Here is a 15,945-nt window from a genome sequence, read left to right on the forward strand (position 1 = left end):
ACCGCAGCTAATCACTTCTTACTTGCATTTTGCAAGTTAAAAATCCAAAGTGCCGCCATGACCGAGTTTCGCTCCGGCTGCCCCATCGCGTCAGCGCTCGACATCATCGGCGACAAGTGGTCGCTGGTGATCGTCAGGGCGATGGTGATGGGGGCGACCAGCTATTCGGACCTGTTGTCCACGCCGGAGAAAATCTCGACCAACATCCTGGCCGATAGGCTGCGCCGGCTGGAAGATGCCGGTCTCATCAGGCAATCCTTACCGCGCCAGGGCTCCATCCGGGGCGCCTATGCATTGACTGCCAGAGGGGCTGCACTCATTCCCGTGGTGCAGGAACTGGCCCGCTGGGGCGAAAGCCAGCTGCCGGACCGCTGGACACCGCCGGATCGCTTCTACGCGGCCCGGCCCGGCGATTTCGACGTCCGCGACGGCGATGCCGCCGCGGACTGAACTGGACGGCTCTACTCGCCGTCAAGCGGCTCCGTGCCGACCGGCTTGCCGTCGCGCGACAGGCGGATCTTCTCGACCTTGTCCTCGGCGGCCTTCAGCAAGCGGTCGCAATGCGCCTTCAGCGCCTCGCCGCGCTCGTAGATCTTGATCGACTGGTCGAGCGGCACGTCGCCGCGTTCGAGGTCGTCGACGATCTTTTCCAATGCAGCGAGCGCCTGCTCGAAGCTCATCGCCTTGATTTCGTCATTGGGCTCGACGGCCATGGATCATCCTTTCATGAGGCGCGAAACGTGGGCGGCCACTGAGAAGGCTAGCCCATGCAGGTCGTAGCCGCCCTCGAGCAGGCTGACCAGACGGTTCGATGAATGGCGCGCGGCACTGTCCATCAATTGCCCGGTCGCCCAGTCGAAATCGGCTTCGGTGAGGTTGATCTCGGCCAGCGGGTCGCGATGGTGCGCGTCGAAGCCGGCCGAGATGATGATCAGGTCGGGCGCGAATCTGTCGAGCGCCGGCAGCACGCGCGAGCGGAATGCCTCGCGGAAATGGTCGCTGCCGGTGTCTGGGGCGAGCGGCGCGTTGACGATGTTGCCGACACCCGTCTCGCCTTTTGCGCCCGTGCCGGGAAACAGCGGCATCTGGTGCGTCGAGCAATAGAGCACGCTCGGGTCGTCCCAGAAGATGTCCTGGGTGCCGTTGCCGTGATGGACGTCCCAATCGACGATCGCCACGCGCTCCGCACCATGGTCGCGCTGGGCATGGCGCGCCGCAATCGCCGCATTGTTGAACAGGCAAAAGCCCATCGCGGTCGCCTTCTCGGCATGGTGGCCGGGCGGCCTCGAGGCGACGAAGACGTTGGCTGCCCTGCCGGAAAAGACGTCGTCGACAGCGGCATTGGCCGCGCCGATGGCAGTCAGTGCCGCCTGCCAGCTTTTCGGGCTGAGCGTGGTGTCGCCATCGATTCTGGCAAATCCCTCCACCGGCACCTGCCGGCGGACGCTTTCGACAAAATTCTCGGGGTGGGCGTAGGCAATCGTGCGCTCGTCGCCCGTCGGCGCCTCGACACGATCGAGCATCTCGAACGCCTCGTCGTCGAGCGCGCGCTCGATGGCGCGCAGCCTGTCGGGCCGCTCGGGATGCCCCGGCGTCGTCAGGTGTTCGAGGTAGATCGGGTGCGTGTAGAGCCGCGTGGTCATCGCCGCACCTTATCAGCAATGGCCGGACAGACCACGCATAGCTGTCAAAGCCCTGGGGAAAACGGCCGGCCGACGAGCGCGATGACCCGGTCGGAAAGAAGTTGCCGGGTTTTGCCGCGCCCCGGCATGTCCGGCCACAGCCTGAAAGATCAGTTCGCCGGCCTGCCGGCCACGAGCAGCCCTTCCATCAGGGCGCGAAACGCCTTCACCGCCTTGATCGACGTCGCGTCGGGGTCTTCCGAATTGGCGATCCATTGGGCGGCATAAAGCGAGGCGCCGCTGATCAGCCGCGCCATCGCTTCCGCATCGATGTCGCGAACAAGGCCCTCCGCCTTGAGCGCGACGAGGTTCGCGGTGATCGCCGAAATACAGGCATTGGCGTTGGGCCATTGCGCCGGATCGCCGAGCACCGCCGGCCCGTCGCGCAGGACGATGCGCTGGATTTCCGGCTCGAGCGCCATTTCGACATAAGCGATGTTTTCGTCGAGGAAGCCTTGCCAGCGCGTCTTGGCCCTGGCCGAGATCTCATTGAGGCGCACGCACATTTCCTGGTCGATCTGGGCGAGCACGGCCTCGAACAACCCTTTCTTGTCGCCGAAGTGGTGATACAGCGCGCCGCGCGTCAGCCCGGCCTCGGCAGTGAAATCGTCCATCGACGCGTTCGCATAGCCCGTCGTCGCGAAGGCCCGGCGCGCGGCAGCAATCAGCTTGGCGCGCGTTTCGGCAATCATCTCGCTGCGGGGTTTGTGTGCCGCCTTCATCGCCTCTTCCTTGTCGCGACGTCCTTCACATACGCCGCGTATATTTTTCTAGACATGGCGTCCATGGTAATTGACATACGCTGCGTATGCAATTATCTCATTGACATACGCCACGTATGTAAGTGGCGCACCCTCGAAATTCCAGGAGTGCTCCGATGCACAATCCTTATGCTGAGATATTCAGAGTTCCCGGGACCAAAGGCTTCGCGGCGGCGGCATTCATCGCCCGTCTGCCGATCGCCATGGCCCCTATCGGCATCGTCGCAATGCTGTCGCAGACACGCGGCGAATACTGGCTGGCCGGTGCGGTCTCGGCCACCTTCGCGCTGACAAATGCTTTCGCCGCACCACAGATTTCGCGCCGGATCGACAGGCTCGGCCAGACATCGGTGGCTCTACCCACCACCATCATCTCCATCCTCGCCTTTGCCGTCCTGCTCATTGCCACCCGCTATGACTGGCCGGTCTGGACCCTGTTCGTCTCGGCCTTCATCGCCGCCGCCATGCCGAGCATGTCGGCCATGGTGCGGGCCCGCTGGACCGAGATCTTCCGCGACCGCCCCGAACTCAATACCGCCTTCGCCTTTGAATCCGTCGCCGACGAAATGGTCTACATCGCCGGTGCCTCGCTTTCGGTTGGCCTGAGCGTCGCCTTGTTCCCGGAAGCCGGCATGCTGGTCAGCACGCTGTTCCTCGCCGTCGGCATGGCAGCTTTCCTGATGCAGCGGTCGAGCGAGCCCAGGGTCAAGGCGCCTGAACTTGCAAGTGTCGGTTCGGCCATCGCGCTGCGCCCGGTCCAGATCATCACGCTTGCGCTCATCTTCGTCGGTGCGATCTTCGCCACCGCCGAGGTCAGCGCCGTGGCGATCACCAAGGAACTCGGCCAGCCCACCGCAGCAAGCCTCGTCATCGGCGTCTATGCCGCCGGTTCGCTCATTGTCGGCTTGATCGTCGGCGCGCTCAATCTCAAGGCCCCGAAGCAGCGCCTGCTTGCCATGTCGATCGCGGTCGTGGCGCTGACCACGCTGCCATTGCTTGTCGCCGACACGGTGCCGCTGCTGGCGCTTGCCATCTTCGTCAGCGGTGTCGCCATCTCGCCCACCTTCATCATGGCCTTCGGCCTGATCGAGCGGCGGGTGCCGGAAGCCATGCTGACCGAAGGCATCACCTGGGTGATGACCGGCATCGGCATCGGCATGGCGCTGGGTGCCTTCGTGGCCGGCTGGGTGGTCGACAATTTCGGCGCCCAGAACGGCTTCTGGGTGTCCGTGGCCGCGGGCACGATCTCCCTACTCGTCGTCCTTCTCGGTCAGAAAGCACTCGCCGGCGAGGGCGAAGTCGAGTTGCCGCAAGCCGTACCACAAGCAGCCGAATGAGGCAGCACAGCCCCAGTCAAGCCTCTCCCATCTGTGCCAACGAGCCGCCTCTTCAGGCGGCTCGACTGTATATGAAATTTCAGATATCTGCCCTCCCGGTGATCCAAATGCGTAATCCCTACAACGAAATCTTCAAAGCGCCCGGCGCCAAGGCGTTCTCCGCCACAGGCTTCATCGCCCGGCTGCCGCTGTCGATGATCACGCTCGGCATCGTCACGATGCTCTCGGAAACCCATGGCGAATATTGGCTCGCCGGTGCGGTGGCCGCGACATTTGCATTTTCCAACGCGCTGATCGCACCGCAGGTGTCGCGCCTCGTCGATCGCTACGGCCAGCGCCGCATCCTGATCCCCGGCACCATCGTCGCCGTCGCGGCGCTCTCAAGCCTGATGCTCGCGACCCACTATCGCGCGCCGAGCTGGACGCTGTTCCTGTTTGCCGTGCTTGCCGGCACCATGCCGAGCATGAGCGCTTTCGTGCGCGCGCGCTGGACACATATCTACCGCGGCTCGCAGAAGCTGCACACCGCCTTTGCCTTCGAATCGGTCGTCGACGAGGTCATCTTCATGACCGGCCCGATCGTTGCCATCGGCCTCAGCGTCGGCCTGTTTCCGGAAGCCGGTCCGCTTGTCGCCACGACGCTGCTTGCGCTGGGCAATTTCCTCTTTGCCGCCCAGAAGTCGACGGAACCGCCGGTCCACGCCCAGGATAAATCAGGCGGCAAGTCGGTCATCCGGCTCGGCTCGCTGCAGATCCTGGTGCTGACGCTGATCGCCATCGGCGCCATTTTCGGCACCGCTGAAGTGACCGCCGTCGCCTTTGCCGAAGCCCAGGGCGACAAGGCCTCCGCAGGTTTTGCGCTGTCGGCCTATGCCGCCGGCTCGCTTGTCGCCGGCCTCGCCTTCGGCGCGCTGAAGCTCAAGCTTGCCTTGCCGCGCCAGTTGCTGCTGGCGATCGCACTGGCCGCCCTCACCACCTTGCCGCTGATGATGGTCGCCAGCATCCCGACACTGGCCGTGGTGCTGTTCGTCGCCGGCGTCGCCGTCTCGCCGACCATCATCATCTCGATGGCGCTGGTGGAAAAGATCGTTCCGTCGTCCAAGCTCACCGAAGGCATGACCTGGGCAATCACCGGCATCGGCATCGGCATGGCCGCAGGGTCCTCGGCATCGGGCTGGTTCATCGACAATCTCGGCCCGACCAGCGGCTTCTTCGTCTCGATGCTCGCCGGCTTCATCGCCCTTGCCGTCACCCTTGTCGGCCAAGCCAGCTTCCGGCGTTCGACGTCGCGCCTCGTCCCGGCTCCGGCCGAATAGACGGTTCACGGCACGGCACGCACCAGCGGGCCGTGCCTTTTGCCTTCAGACGTTCTTTGCCGACCCGTCCCAGCGCGACGCTTCGCCTGAGCCAAAAGCCTTTTCCTTGAGCTCGCGGAACTTCGACGACGCCTCTTCCAGCTTCCGGTCCCATTCCGGATTGGGCACCTGGCCTTCGATGACCTTGAAATAGACCTGCATCAGCGATGCCACGGCAAAGGGTTCGATCAGCGCCGATTTGAACGCCCAGGCAAAGACGATCGCCAGCACGAATGCCCAGCCGCCCATTTCGCCCGGCATGAAGTAGAGAATGGCGCCTGCGGGTGCCAGCATGAACAGGAAGATGAACAGCGACACGACCCAGACGACGAGCGACAGCCAGACCGCGTTCTTGATCATGGTTGAGCCGTTCTGGGCATAGAGCACCACGCCCTGCCGCGCGCTCTGCCAGGGCGAGTTGCTGCCGATGCGGATGTTGTAGCCGAGGATGATCTCGTCGACATAGGTCAGCGACATGCGGACGATGGTGTTGAGAAACCGCACCAGCCCGTCGAGGCCGGGGATCGGCAGGAAAGCGGCGATGCCGCCGATCAGCCCGGTGATGGTGCGGATCACGCCCTTCACCAGCTGGTCGAGCACAAACAGCACGCTCGCCTCGGTGAAGCGTTCGGTGACGACCTCGCGGGCATAGGAAATCTGGTTCTGGCCGCCGGGAATCTCGCGCCCGTCGATCAAATGGACCATCACGGCGATATGCCCGGCCTTGACGATGTAGAGGATGTATTCGCGGATCCAGTAGACCGCGACCGACACCACGCCGAAGCCGGCGATGCCACCCCAGACGGCGAATGAAACCGGCCCTTCAGGGTCGGTTGCGATGTGGCCGACGCCGTAGCCGACGCCGGCGCCCGCGCCCATGGCCACGATATAGGCGAGCGTGATGCCGAAATAGACGACCATGCGCAGCACGATGAACGGCCAGGTGCGTGCCATGATCGCCAGGCTCTGGCCTATGCTGAAATCCCACATACCCGACTCTCCCCTAAGAGATGGACAGGAGGATGCGCCGCATCAGGCGGATGTCAATCGTCCCGGGGATGACCCAGTCACCCCGGGAATGGGGCATCCTGCCCGGTCGCTCCGCCGAAATCAGCGGATTTCGGTCTTGGCGATGCGGATGCCGAAACCTTCGAGGCCGACATAGTGGCGTTCGCGCGAGGCGACCAGGTTGATCGACGAGATGCCGAGATCCTTGAGGATCTGCGCGCCGAGGCCGATCTGGCGCCATTCATCCTCGCGCCGGCGCGCCTCTTCGTGGTCCTCGCGCTCCGCCGACGGGCGGTTGCGGCCGAGATTGGAGACGCCGACCGAGCCCTCGCGCAGATAGACGATGACACCGCGCTTGCACTCGCCGAAGGTCTTCATGATGTCGGCAAGCTTGTTGCTGGTACCGAACACGTCGGTGACGACGTCCTCGGTGTGCAGGCGCACCGGCACTTCTTCGCCGTCGCGGATGTCGCCGAAGACGATGGCGAGATGATGCATCGAATCCCACGGCAACGTGTAGGTGATGGCCTTGGCCTTGCCGGCCGGAGTGTCAATTTCGAAGGCGTTGACCCGTTCGATCAGCGTCTCCTGGCGCTGGCGATAGGCGATCAGGTCGGCGACGGATACCTGCTGCAGCCCGTTCTTTTCGGCAAAGGACGCGACCTGCGGGCCGCGCATGACCGTGCCGTCGTCATTGACCAGTTCCGAAATCACGCCGACCGGCGGCAGACCGGCAAGCTTGCACAGGTCGACCGCGGCTTCGGTATGGCCCGAACGCATCAGCACACCGCCTTCGCGCGCGATCAGCGGGAAGATGTGCCCCGGGCGGACGAAGTCGCCGCCGCCGGCGTTGGGATTGGCCAGGTTGCGCACGGTCAGCGTGCGGTCGTCGGCCGAAATGCCCGTCGTGGTGCCATGCTTGAAGTCGACGCTGACGGTGAAGGCGGTGGTGTGGGCGGAATCGTTGTCGGCCACCATCGGCGCAAGGTTGAGGCGCCGGGCGTCTTCCTTGAGCATCGGCGTGCAGACGATGCCGGAGGTGTGGCGCACGATGAAGGCCATCTTTTCCGCCGTGCAGTGGACGGCGGCAACGATCAGGTCGCCTTCGTTCTCGCGCCCGTCATCGTCCATGACGACCACGATCTCGCCGCGCTCGAAGGCGCGCAGCGCTTCGACAACTTTCTTCTGGTCGTATGGCATGGCGTGGTCACTCGGTGCGTGTGGTTGGTGTGGAGCAGATTAGGTCATTCGGGCGGGAAGGCAGTAGGGTTTTTTGCAGCTTGGGAGAATTGCCCAGCTGCCCCGTTTCCCCTTGCCCCTAGATTCTGCCGGTCTGGCCGCGGTGGCGCAGATAATGGTCGGCGATGGCGCAGGCGACCATGGCCTCGCCGATCGGCACGGCGCGGATGCCGACGCACGGGTCGTGGCGGCCCTTGGTCATGACGTCGACGTCCTTGCCGTCCTTGTCGATCGATTTGCGCGGCGTCAGGATCGAGGATGTCGGCTTGACGGCGAAACGCGCGATCACGTCCTGTCCGGTCGAAATGCCGCCCAGTATGCCGCCGGCATTGTTGGACAGGAACAGCGGTGTGCCGTCATTGCCCATGCGCATCTCGTCGGCATTCTCTTCGCCTGTTATGCGCGCGGCCTCGAAGCCGTTGCCGATCTCGACGCCCTTGACGGCGTTGATCGACATCAGATTGGAGGCGATGTCCTGGTCGAGCTTGGCATAGATCGGCGCGCCAAGGCCGGCCGGCACGCCTTCGGCGACGATCTCGATGACCGCGCCGACCGAGGATCCGGCCTTGCGGATGCCGTCGAGATAGTCGGCGAAGACCTGCACCGAGGCGGGGTCCGGCGTGAAGAACGGATTTTCGGCGCTGCCGATGAAATCCCAGTTCCAGTTGGCGCGATCGATCGACCTGGTGCCCATCGACACCAGCGCGCCGCGCACCACCAGTCCCGGCACGATCTTGCGGGCAATGGCACCCGCAGCGACGCGCGCCGCCGTCTCGCGAGCCGAGGAACGGCCGCCGCCGCGGTGGTCGCGCAGGCCATATTTGACGTCATAGGCGTAGTCGGCATGGCCGGGTCGATACTGCCGCGCGATCTCGCCATAATCCTTGGAGCGCTGGTCGACATTCTCGATCAGCATCGAGATCGGCGTGCCGGTCGAGATCAGGGTCTCGCCGTCCTCGTCCGTGACGACGCCCGACAGCACCTTGACCTCGTCGGGCTCGCGGCGCTGGGTGACGAAGCGCGACTGGCCGGGCTTGCGCTTGTCGAGCTCGTCCTGGATGTCCTTCAGCGTGAAGCGGATGCCGGGCGGGCAGCCGTCGACGACACAGCCAAGCGCCGGCCCATGGCTCTCACCCCAGGTGGTGACGCGAAACAGATGGCCGAAGGTGTTGTGCGACATGCAAGCGGGCCTTTCCGGATATGGCCGCGTTCTAACGCATGCCCCTGAAAAGTAAAATTGCTTTTCGGCCTCAAACCCTCCCATGGCAGGCATCTTTTGTGCATCGGCATGGGCCCGAAGCGGTCAATTGGCTGCATTAACAGTGGTCAAACCGTGATCGCAGCAGTTTTAGTTTTGACACATTCGGTTGGTTTCTGCTTCCTTCCAACCGCTCGTTAACATTTTGCCTCGCCTTGCGGGGCGCAGAAAAAAGAGGACGACAATGCGTACCCTTATTGGCGCCGTTGCCGCCGTGCTGATGATGTCTGGCGCTGCGCTCGCTGCCGAAGCCGAAGGTCAGGTCAAGTCGGTCGACAAGGAAAAGTCCACCATCACGCTTTCCAACGGCAAGTCCTACAAGCTGCCGGGCGAGTTCGACGTCGAGAACATCAAGCCGGGCATGGACATCCTGCTCGCTTATGACGTGGTCGAGGGCGAGAACCTGATCACCGACATGGAACTGCCGCAGTAACAGAAATCGGGCCTCGGGCTTTACAGCCAGTCAAGGCGGCCATCCTGCACTCTCAGCACGCGGTCTTGGGGGATCTCCAGGGCCGCGGCTTTGTTTTTGGGCAGGGCTTCGACAAGCCGGAAGATCGCGCGCATCACGCCGCCATGGGTGACGCAGACCGTCGGCTGCGTAAGCTCGACGAGCCACGGACGGATGCGGCAGGCCAGCATCTCGTAGCTCTCGGCCTCTTCGCCCGGCGGAACGAAATCCCACTTGTCGTGTTTGCGCGCCGTGCTGGCGCCCGGCAGGCGTGCCTCAAGCTCGGCGAAGGTGAAGCCCTGCCAGTCGCCGAAATTCACTTCGACGAGGCGCGGATCGGTGCGGTAGGCCATGGGATCGAGCCCCATCACTGTCCGCGCCCGCTCCATGGTCTCGCGGGTGCGCCGCATCGGGCTCGCGATGAAATCGAAGGCCTTGGGATCAGCGATCAGCTCGGCAAGCCGGCGGCCGTTGCGATCGGCCTGCTCGCGCCCGACCGCATCGATGTCGATGTCGGCCTGCCCTTGCAGCCGCTGCTCGGCGTTCCATGGCGTCTGGCCATGGCGCACGACATAGAGGAGCGGGATCATGGCGATGCTGTTCGGGAAGGATCAGTCCTTCACGGCTGCGATGTCAGGCGCATCGACGGCCTTCATGCCGACGACGTGGTAGCCGGAATCGACGTGGTGCACTTCGCCGGTGACGCCGCGCGACAGGTTCGACAGGAAGTAGAGCGCAGAATCGCCGACCTCCTCGATCGAAACGGTGCGGCGCAGCGGCGCGTTGTACTCGTTCCACTTCAGAATGTAGCGGAAGTCGTCGATGCCGGAGGCGGCAAGCGTCTTGATCGGGCCGGCGGAAATCGCGTTGACGCGGATCGCCTTCGGGCCGAGGTCGACGGCGAGATACTTCACGCTCGCCTCGAGAGCTGCCTTGGCAACGCCCATGACATTGTAGTTCGGCATCACCTTTTCGGCGCCGTAATAGGTCATGGTCAGCATAGAGCCGCCATCGGTCATCAGCTTCTCGGCGCGCTGGGCGACAGCCGTGAAGGAATAGACCGAGATGTCCATGGTGCGCAGGAAGTTGGCATGGCTGGTGTCGACATAGCGGCCGGTCAGCTCGTCCTTGTCGGAGAAGCCGATGGCATGGACGACGAAGTCGAGCTTGCCCCACTTCTTTTCCAGCGTCTCGAAGCAGGCATCGATGGTCGCCATGTCGGTGACGTCGCAATGTCCGCAGACGAACGCGCCGATTTCGGCGGCCAGCGGCTCGACGCGCTTCTTCAGCGCATCGCCCTGATAGGTGAAGGCAAGCTCCGCGCCCTGGTCGGCGCAGGCCTTGGCAATTCCCCAGGCAATCGATCTGTTGTTGGCGACGCCGAGAATAAGGCCGCGCTTGCCGGCCATCAGGCCCTGTCCACCCGCCATATGAGCGCACTCCAATGCTTTGACTGTTTGGCAGAGCCTATCGCATAGGCAACCTGCACCTTCAAGCTTTCATGCGACCTTGGTCGCAGCCAGGGCCATGGACTGTTAAGATGACGCAAGCCTTGCGTCAGTCGCCTTGTGTCAGTCCGCCTTGTGTCAGTCGGGGGACTTGCGCAGCAATTCCTCAAGTGCCGCATCGCCGCCTTCCGGCAGCATGACGCGGACATGGGCATACAGGTCGCCACGGCCGCCTGCCTTTTCCGGCAGGCCGCGGCCCTTGAGGCGCAGCACCTTGTCGGAACTCGACCACTCGGGAATTTTCACCGCCAGCCGACCTGTCGGCGTTTCCACCGCGGCCTTGGTGCCGAGCACCGCTTCCTTGAGGCTCACCGGCAGGTCGACATGCAGGTCCCTGCCCTCGACGCGGTAGCGTGGATGGCGACGGAACCTGATCTTGACCAGCGCGTCGCCGGCGCCGCCAAGGCCCTGCTCGCCCTGGCCCTTGAGCCTGATCGTCTGGCCGTCCTCGACATATTCCGGCAGTTTCACTGCCATCTTGCGGCCATCGGGGAACATCGCCGTCACCTTGGGTGCGGTCGCCGCCTCCTCGATGGTGACATCAAGCGTGACATTGACGTCGCCGCCCGGCTGCGCGCGCTGGGCACCCGCGCCTCCGCCCATGCCGGCACCATGACCAGCACCGGGGCCACGCTGGCCGAAGGAATCGCCGAAGATCTGGCTGAAGATGTCGCCGGCATCGAAGGACGCGCCGCCCGGACCGCCGGAGCGGAACTCGAAGCGCGACCCGCCGGGGCCCGCCTGCTGGCGACGGAATCCACCAAATGGATCGCCGCCTGCCGCGCCTTCGAAGCCATGGAAGCGCGCCTTGCCCTCGGCGTCGATTTCGCCGTGGTCGAAAGCCGCCTTCTTCTTCTCGTCGCCGAGAATCTCATAGGCCTGGTTGGCCGCGGCAAAGCGTTCCTTCGCCTTCGGATCGTCCGGATTCTGGTCCGGGTGGTGTTTCTTGGCGAGCTTGCGGTAAGCCGCCTTGATGTCCTTGGCCGAGGCGTTCTTGGCAACGCCCAGCACCTCATAGGGGTCGCGCATGCGTCAATCCACAACAGAGAAAAAGGGTTTGTTCCTTCCTATATGCGCTTGGCTAGGAAGAAATTCCAGAGGCGGAAAGCCGCAACCGTTAGACAGGCACGAAAGACAGCATCTGCCAGGTGCCTGACCCGGCGGCGCAGACCTCGCCCTTGAACAGGCTGACCCCGTCGAAGCTCTCGCGCGAAACGGCGAATTCGCGGCATAGCACGCCACGCTCCTTGCTCTCGACAAGGGCCGAGATCGCGCCGCGCGAGCCCGTCTCGGCATTCGCCCAGGGAATCGCCTGCCCTTTCAGCTCGTCGACGTCGGCGGACGATACCGCGTTGCGGATCGTCGTCTCGTCGGACAGTCGATTCGCATCGGTGGTCCTGTTGACGTCGTCGGGAACCTTGCTTGTAACAAGGCTGCGGTCGACTTCCGCCTTTTCGAGGCTGAAGCCACCGGCGCCGCATGCGCTGATCGTCGTCAGGCCAAGCAGCAACAACACCTTGAAGGATCGGAACCCGAATTGTGGGAGGCAATGGCCCTCAAAGGCTTGCGCGAAGCGCGACAATAGGCATTCTCCCGGTCGTAAATGGCAGGTCGAGTAAAAGCTATGACGGACACAGAGTTAACAAGCAGTGACTTCACGGAGGCTGCAGAGCCTTTCCAGCTCTTTGCTTCGTGGCTGAAGGACGCCACGGCCAGCGAGCCTAACGATCCGACGGCACTGGCGCTGGCCACCGTCGACACCGACGGACTGCCTGACGTGCGCATGGTGCTGCTCAAGGGATTCGACGAACATGGCTTCGTCTTCTACACCAATTTCGAAAGCGCCAAGGGTCGCGAAATCCTTGCGACCATGAAAGCGGCGATGTGTTTTCACTGGAAATCGCTGCGCCGCCAGGTCCGTGTGCGCGGTCCGGTCGAAATCGTCACCGATGCAGAGGCTGACGAGTATTTCGCCTCGCGTCCGCGCGGCAGCCGCATCGGTGCCTGGGCGTCGAAGCAGTCGCGTCCGCTGGAAAGCCGCTTCGCGCTGGAAAAGGCCGTCGCCGAGTACACCGCCCGGCACGTCATCGGTGAAATCCCGCGTCCGCCGCACTGGTCGGGTTTCCGCATCGTACCGAGCCAGATCGAATTCTGGCACGACCGCCCCTTCCGCCTGCACGACCGCGTCGTCTTCACCCGCGCTGCCAATGGCGGCTGGGACAAGGACCGGCTCTATCCGTGACCCACGTTGCGGCGGCGACTAGCCGCCGCTGACCGCTTGCCGCTGTCTTGTGGCGCCCCCGGCGAGGCGCACATAGTCGATGTCGGCGAGGTTCGTCAGCGCGTCCAGTTCTTCCGGCGCGAACCACCTGATTTCAGTATGCTCGTCACAGACGTTTTCGGGCAGACCGCCCTTCCATGCGGTCACCGCGTAGACGTGCTGCAAGGCATCGCCATAGACATCTGGCCGACGCTCGGGCACGCAATCCAGCCACAGGAATTCAGTCGGCATGACGCCTGCTTCCTCGTGCACTTCCCGCCTCATCGCGTCCTCAGGCGATTCATCAGGTTCAACACGGCCGCCGATCGCATCCCAGTGGCCGGCCACGCCTTCTTCCAGTCGGCACGCAGGCCAAACAGCACCTGCCCGCTCTCGTTCACCAGAAGTGCGCTGGCTGTGACAACCGGTTCCGACACCTTTTCCCCGAGGCGGCCTTCAGCCCTTCTTGCGCGTCATGAAGGCGACAAGTGCGGCGCGGGCCTCATCCGACTTGAGGCGGGCGCGGAAATGCGCTCCCTCTTCCTTGATGCGCTCGACGAGTTTGGTCCGGTCGCCGCGCATCAGGTCGCGTGCGATCTTGAGCGCCTCGGGCGGCTTGGCCGCGATTTCACCGGCAGCTGCCAATGTCGCTGCTTCGAGCTCGTCTTCCGCCACGACCTTGTAGATCAGCCCGGCAGCGAGCGCGCGTTCGGCCGGGAAGCCCTCGCCCAGACCGAGCAGGGCAAAGGCACCCTGCAGGCCGAGCAACTGCGGCGCGATCAGGCTCGAGCCTGCCTCGGGCACCAGCCCGAGATCGACGAAGGGCGTGCGGAACATCGTGCGCGGCGTGGCGAAGGTCAGGTCGCAATGCAGGTTGATCGTCGTGCCGATGCCCACCGCAATGCCGTCGACGCCCGAGACGACAGGCTTTTCGGTGCCGGCCAAAGCGAGCAGGAACTCCCACACCTCGCCGCCGCCCTCACCGCCCGTGGCGATCGCCATGAAGTCGGCGAGGTCATTGCCCGACGAAAACGCGCCCGGCACGCCCAGGAAGACGTGGCAGCGCACGGCCGGATCTTTGTCGCCGGCGACGAGTGCCGCCGCCATCTCGGCATACATCGCGCGGGTGATGGCGTTCTTCTTGTCCGGACGGTTCATCCGGATGATCTGCACGGCGCCCTGCCGTTCGATGAGAATGTGGTCGGTCACGTCGGTCCTCGTCCCAGAAGCTACGCCGAGATCAGCGCTTTGGCGGCGGCGGCAAGGCTTGCCGTGCCGCCGGTGATACGGTCCTTGAGTGCTGCGGTCTCGCCAAGCAGGTTTTCGGCAAAGAACCGGCACAGCGAGATGCGCCGCTCGTCTCCGTCGGCGAGTGCGGCGCGCGCCAGATAAGCGCCACCGGCAACCAAGGAGAACAGCCGGAGATAAGGCGTGGCCCCGGCTAACGCATCGTCCGTTCGGCCGTCGCCAAGCTGCTTCTGCAGATGACGCGTGACGCTCTGGAGGTCGTCGAGCGCCTGCTCGAGAATGAGCGCCGTGCGGCCATAGGCCTCGCTGTTCATCGCAGCGACGGCAATGGCTATGCCATCGAGTTCGCCGACATAGCCGAAGACATGCTCGCCATTGCCGAGCGGCAGCTTGCGGGTGACGAGGTCGATCGCCTGGATGCCGTTGGTGCCCTCATAGATCGGGGCGATGCGGGCATCGCGCAAAAGAGCTGCCGCACCCGTTTCCTCGATGAAACCCATGCCGCCGTGGATCTGCACGCCAAGCGAAGCAACGTCGACGCCGACATCGGTGGAGAATGCTTTCGCCAGCGGCGTCAGCAGATTGGCACGGTCCTGCCAATGCGCCTTGTCGGCGCCGGCCGACACCCGCGCCATGTCGATGGCATGGGCGCAGGAATAGGCGATGGCGCGTGCGGCCTGGGTCAGCGCCTTCATCGTCAGAAGATTGCGCTGCACGTCGGGGTGATGGACGATCGGCGCCATGCCTTCGCCCGAGTAGGACGACGCCTTGCCCTGGCGGCGTTCATTGGCATAAGCGAGCGCCTTCTGGAACGCCGTCTCGGCAACCGCCACGCCCTGAATGCCGACCAGCAGGCGGGCATTGTTCATCATCGTGAACATGCAGGCGAGCCCGCGGTTTTCCTCGCCGATCAGCCAGCCGACAGCGCCCGGTTCGCGGCCCTTGGCGAAGCCGTCGCCATAGATCATCGTGCAGGTCGGAGAGGCGTGGATGCCGAGCTTCTCCTCGATACCAGAGCAGAACACGTCGTTGCGCGCACCTGGCGTACCGTCTTCGTTGAGCAGGAATTTCGGCACCAGAAACAGCGAGATGCCGCGTGTGCCGGCCGGCGCATCGGGCAACCGCGCTAGCACCAGATGGACGATATTGTCGGTGAAGTCGTGCTCGCCATAGGTGATGAATATCTTCTGGCCGTAGATGCGATAGGTGCCGTCGCCCGACCGTTCGGCGCGGGTGCGCAAGGCGGCCAGATCGGAACCGGCCTGCGGTTCGGTCAGGTTCATCGTGCCCATCCACTCGCCGGAGACGAGCTTTGCCAGATAGGCCGACTTCAGGTCCTCCGATGCGTGCTTTTCCAGCGCCTCGACCGCGCCCATCGACAGCGTCGGTCCGATGCCGAAAGCCATCGAAGCCGAGTTCCACATTTCGAGCGTCGCCACGCCCATCATCGTCGGCAGGCCCTGCCCGCCATATTCCTCGGGGCCGTTCAGGCTGTTCCAGCCGCCTTCGGTCCAGTGCCTGTAAAGCTCCTTCCAGCCCGGCGGCATGGTGACGGCCCCATCGCGGAGCTTGGCGCCGGTGCGGTCGCCGACCTTGTAGAGCGGCGCGACCTCCTCGCTGGCGAAACGCCCGGCCTCGCCAAGGATGGCGTCGACCAGATCCTCGCCAAGGTCGCCGAAAGTGCCGGCATCCATGGCGGCCTTGAGGCCGGCAACATGCTTCAGCGCGAACGCTATCTCTTCCACCGGGGCGCGGTACATGATGCTTCCTCCTGCACCTGACGATCTGCTTGCGGCCTCACCACCGCTTGGCCTCCACACTAGCCGCCTTCCCGAGCC

18 protein-coding genes are annotated in these 15,945 nt (G+C 64.1%); 5 read left to right on the forward strand and 13 right to left on the reverse strand.

Annotated elements, in window-relative coordinates; translation table 11 throughout:
• Positions 1-57 precede the first annotated feature (57 nt).
• Positions 58-450, forward strand: a complete 393-nt coding sequence (locus IG197_RS07770; RefSeq protein WP_192318064.1) for a helix-turn-helix domain-containing protein — start codon at positions 58-60, stop codon at positions 448-450.
• An 11-nt stretch (positions 451-461) separates the two neighbouring features.
• On the opposite strand, the gene IG197_RS07775 is transcribed toward IG197_RS07770, so the two are convergent.
• The 3 genes from IG197_RS07775 to IG197_RS07785 form a co-directional block, all read right to left on the reverse strand.
• Positions 462-713, reverse strand: a complete 252-nt coding sequence (locus IG197_RS07775) for an exodeoxyribonuclease VII small subunit (RefSeq protein ID WP_067964602.1) — start codon at positions 711-713, stop codon at positions 462-464.
• A 3-nt stretch (positions 714-716) separates the two neighbouring features.
• Positions 717-1,643 carry a histone deacetylase family protein gene (locus IG197_RS07780; RefSeq protein WP_182575256.1) on the reverse strand — a complete coding sequence of 309 codons (927 nt, stop codon included), beginning with the start codon at positions 1,641-1,643 and terminating at the stop codon, positions 717-719.
• A gap of 149 nt (positions 1,644-1,792) precedes the next feature.
• Complete coding sequence (locus IG197_RS07785; RefSeq protein WP_246765334.1) at positions 1,793-2,404, reverse strand: TetR/AcrR family transcriptional regulator; 612 nt, start codon at positions 2,402-2,404, stop codon at positions 1,793-1,795.
• A 155-nt stretch (positions 2,405-2,559) separates the two neighbouring features.
• Here IG197_RS07785 and IG197_RS07790 point away from each other — a divergent pair, with 155 nt between their 5' ends.
• Positions 2,560-3,780 (forward strand): MFS transporter, encoded by a 1,221-nt coding sequence (locus IG197_RS07790; protein WP_192318066.1) that lies wholly within the window; start codon positions 2,560-2,562, stop codon positions 3,778-3,780.
• A gap of 107 nt (positions 3,781-3,887) precedes the next feature.
• On the forward strand, positions 3,888-5,096 hold the full coding sequence (locus IG197_RS07795; RefSeq protein ID WP_192318068.1) for an MFS transporter: 1,209 nt from the start codon (positions 3,888-3,890) through the stop codon (positions 5,094-5,096).
• Positions 5,097-5,141: 45 nt separating this feature from the next.
• On the opposite strand, the gene IG197_RS07800 is transcribed toward IG197_RS07795, so the two are convergent.
• The 3 genes from IG197_RS07800 to aroC form a co-directional block, all read right to left on the reverse strand.
• On the reverse strand, positions 5,142-6,125 hold the full coding sequence (locus IG197_RS07800) for a hypothetical protein (protein ID WP_154386780.1): 984 nt from the start codon (positions 6,123-6,125) through the stop codon (positions 5,142-5,144).
• 120 nt (positions 6,126-6,245) lie between these two features.
• Positions 6,246-7,343: a 3,4-dihydroxy-2-butanone-4-phosphate synthase gene (gene ribB / locus IG197_RS07805; protein ID WP_067964613.1), complete on the reverse strand. Its 1,098-nt coding sequence runs from the start codon at positions 7,341-7,343 to the stop codon at positions 6,246-6,248.
• Between the two features lie 118 nt (positions 7,344-7,461).
• On the reverse strand, positions 7,462-8,562 hold the full coding sequence (gene aroC, locus IG197_RS07810; RefSeq protein WP_192318070.1) for a chorismate synthase: 1,101 nt from the start codon (positions 8,560-8,562) through the stop codon (positions 7,462-7,464).
• A gap of 262 nt (positions 8,563-8,824) precedes the next feature.
• Here aroC and IG197_RS07815 point away from each other — a divergent pair, with 262 nt between their 5' ends.
• Complete coding sequence (locus IG197_RS07815; protein WP_067964618.1) at positions 8,825-9,073, forward strand: DUF1344 domain-containing protein; 249 nt, start codon at positions 8,825-8,827, stop codon at positions 9,071-9,073.
• Positions 9,074-9,093: 20 nt separating this feature from the next.
• On the opposite strand, the gene IG197_RS07820 is transcribed toward IG197_RS07815, so the two are convergent.
• From IG197_RS07820 to IG197_RS07835, 4 genes are all read right to left on the reverse strand, one after another.
• A complete protein-coding gene (locus tag IG197_RS07820; RefSeq protein ID WP_067964620.1) occupies positions 9,094-9,681 on the reverse strand; it encodes a histidine phosphatase family protein in 588 nt (195 codons plus the stop codon).
• A gap of 21 nt (positions 9,682-9,702) precedes the next feature.
• Positions 9,703-10,521 (reverse strand): enoyl-ACP reductase FabI, encoded by an 819-nt coding sequence (gene fabI / locus IG197_RS07825; RefSeq protein WP_067964622.1) that lies wholly within the window; start codon positions 10,519-10,521, stop codon positions 9,703-9,705.
• Positions 10,522-10,677: 156 nt separating this feature from the next.
• Positions 10,678-11,628 (reverse strand): DnaJ C-terminal domain-containing protein, encoded by a 951-nt coding sequence (locus tag IG197_RS07830; protein WP_192318072.1) that lies wholly within the window; start codon positions 11,626-11,628, stop codon positions 10,678-10,680.
• Positions 11,629-11,716: 88 nt separating this feature from the next.
• Positions 11,717-12,115 (reverse strand): RT0821/Lpp0805 family surface protein, encoded by a 399-nt coding sequence (locus IG197_RS07835; RefSeq protein ID WP_246765335.1) that lies wholly within the window; start codon positions 12,113-12,115, stop codon positions 11,717-11,719.
• Between the two features lie 108 nt (positions 12,116-12,223).
• Between IG197_RS07835 and pdxH the strand changes: the two genes are divergently transcribed.
• Positions 12,224-12,841: a pyridoxamine 5'-phosphate oxidase gene (gene pdxH, locus IG197_RS07840; RefSeq protein WP_192318073.1), complete on the forward strand. Its 618-nt coding sequence runs from the start codon at positions 12,224-12,226 to the stop codon at positions 12,839-12,841.
• 18 nt (positions 12,842-12,859) lie between these two features.
• Here the strand turns inward: pdxH and IG197_RS07845 are convergent, their stop codons facing one another.
• The 3 genes from IG197_RS07845 to IG197_RS07855 form a co-directional block, all read right to left on the reverse strand.
• A complete protein-coding gene (locus IG197_RS07845; RefSeq protein ID WP_192318075.1) occupies positions 12,860-13,207 on the reverse strand; it encodes an NUDIX hydrolase in 348 nt (115 codons plus the stop codon).
• A 108-nt stretch (positions 13,208-13,315) separates the two neighbouring features.
• On the reverse strand, positions 13,316-14,068 hold the full coding sequence (locus IG197_RS07850) for a crotonase/enoyl-CoA hydratase family protein (RefSeq protein ID WP_067964629.1): 753 nt from the start codon (positions 14,066-14,068) through the stop codon (positions 13,316-13,318).
• 20 nt (positions 14,069-14,088) lie between these two features.
• Positions 14,089-15,867, reverse strand: a complete 1,779-nt coding sequence (locus tag IG197_RS07855; protein ID WP_192318077.1) for an acyl-CoA dehydrogenase — start codon at positions 15,865-15,867, stop codon at positions 14,089-14,091.
• Positions 15,868-15,945 lie beyond the last annotated feature (78 nt).

Origin of the sequence: Aminobacter sp. SR38, from assembly GCF_014843375.1 — a bacterium.
GTDB lineage: Bacteria > Pseudomonadota > Alphaproteobacteria > Rhizobiales > Rhizobiaceae > Aminobacter > Aminobacter ciceronei.

Coding starts and splice junctions, on each gene's coding strand:
- IG197_RS07770 (WP_192318064.1), top strand. CDS start 58: ATGACCGAGTTTCGCTCCGGCTGCCCCATCGCGTCAGCGCTCGACATC.
- IG197_RS07775 (WP_067964602.1), bottom strand. CDS start 713: ATGGCCGTCGAGCCCAATGACGAAATCAAGGCGATGAGCTTCGAGCAG.
- IG197_RS07780 (WP_182575256.1), bottom strand. CDS start 1,643: ATGACCACGCGGCTCTACACGCACCCGATCTACCTCGAACACCTGACG.
- IG197_RS07785 (WP_246765334.1), bottom strand. CDS start 2,404: ATGAAGGCGGCACACAAACCCCGCAGCGAGATGATTGCCGAAACGCGC.
- IG197_RS07790 (WP_192318066.1), top strand. CDS start 2,560: ATGCACAATCCTTATGCTGAGATATTCAGAGTTCCCGGGACCAAAGGC.
- IG197_RS07795 (WP_192318068.1), top strand. CDS start 3,888: ATGCGTAATCCCTACAACGAAATCTTCAAAGCGCCCGGCGCCAAGGCG.
- IG197_RS07800 (WP_154386780.1), bottom strand. CDS start 6,125: ATGTGGGATTTCAGCATAGGCCAGAGCCTGGCGATCATGGCACGCACC.
- ribB (WP_067964613.1), bottom strand. CDS start 7,343: ATGCCATACGACCAGAAGAAAGTTGTCGAAGCGCTGCGCGCCTTCGAG.
- aroC (WP_192318070.1), bottom strand. CDS start 8,562: ATGTCGCACAACACCTTCGGCCATCTGTTTCGCGTCACCACCTGGGGT.
- IG197_RS07815 (WP_067964618.1), top strand. CDS start 8,825: ATGCGTACCCTTATTGGCGCCGTTGCCGCCGTGCTGATGATGTCTGGC.
- IG197_RS07820 (WP_067964620.1), bottom strand. CDS start 9,681: ATGATCCCGCTCCTCTATGTCGTGCGCCATGGCCAGACGCCATGGAAC.
- fabI (WP_067964622.1), bottom strand. CDS start 10,521: ATGGCGGGTGGACAGGGCCTGATGGCCGGCAAGCGCGGCCTTATTCTC.
- IG197_RS07830 (WP_192318072.1), bottom strand. CDS start 11,628: ATGCGCGACCCCTATGAGGTGCTGGGCGTTGCCAAGAACGCCTCGGCC.
- pdxH (WP_192318073.1), top strand. CDS start 12,224: ATGACGGACACAGAGTTAACAAGCAGTGACTTCACGGAGGCTGCAGAG.
- IG197_RS07855 (WP_192318077.1), bottom strand. CDS start 15,867: ATGTACCGCGCCCCGGTGGAAGAGATAGCGTTCGCGCTGAAGCATGTT.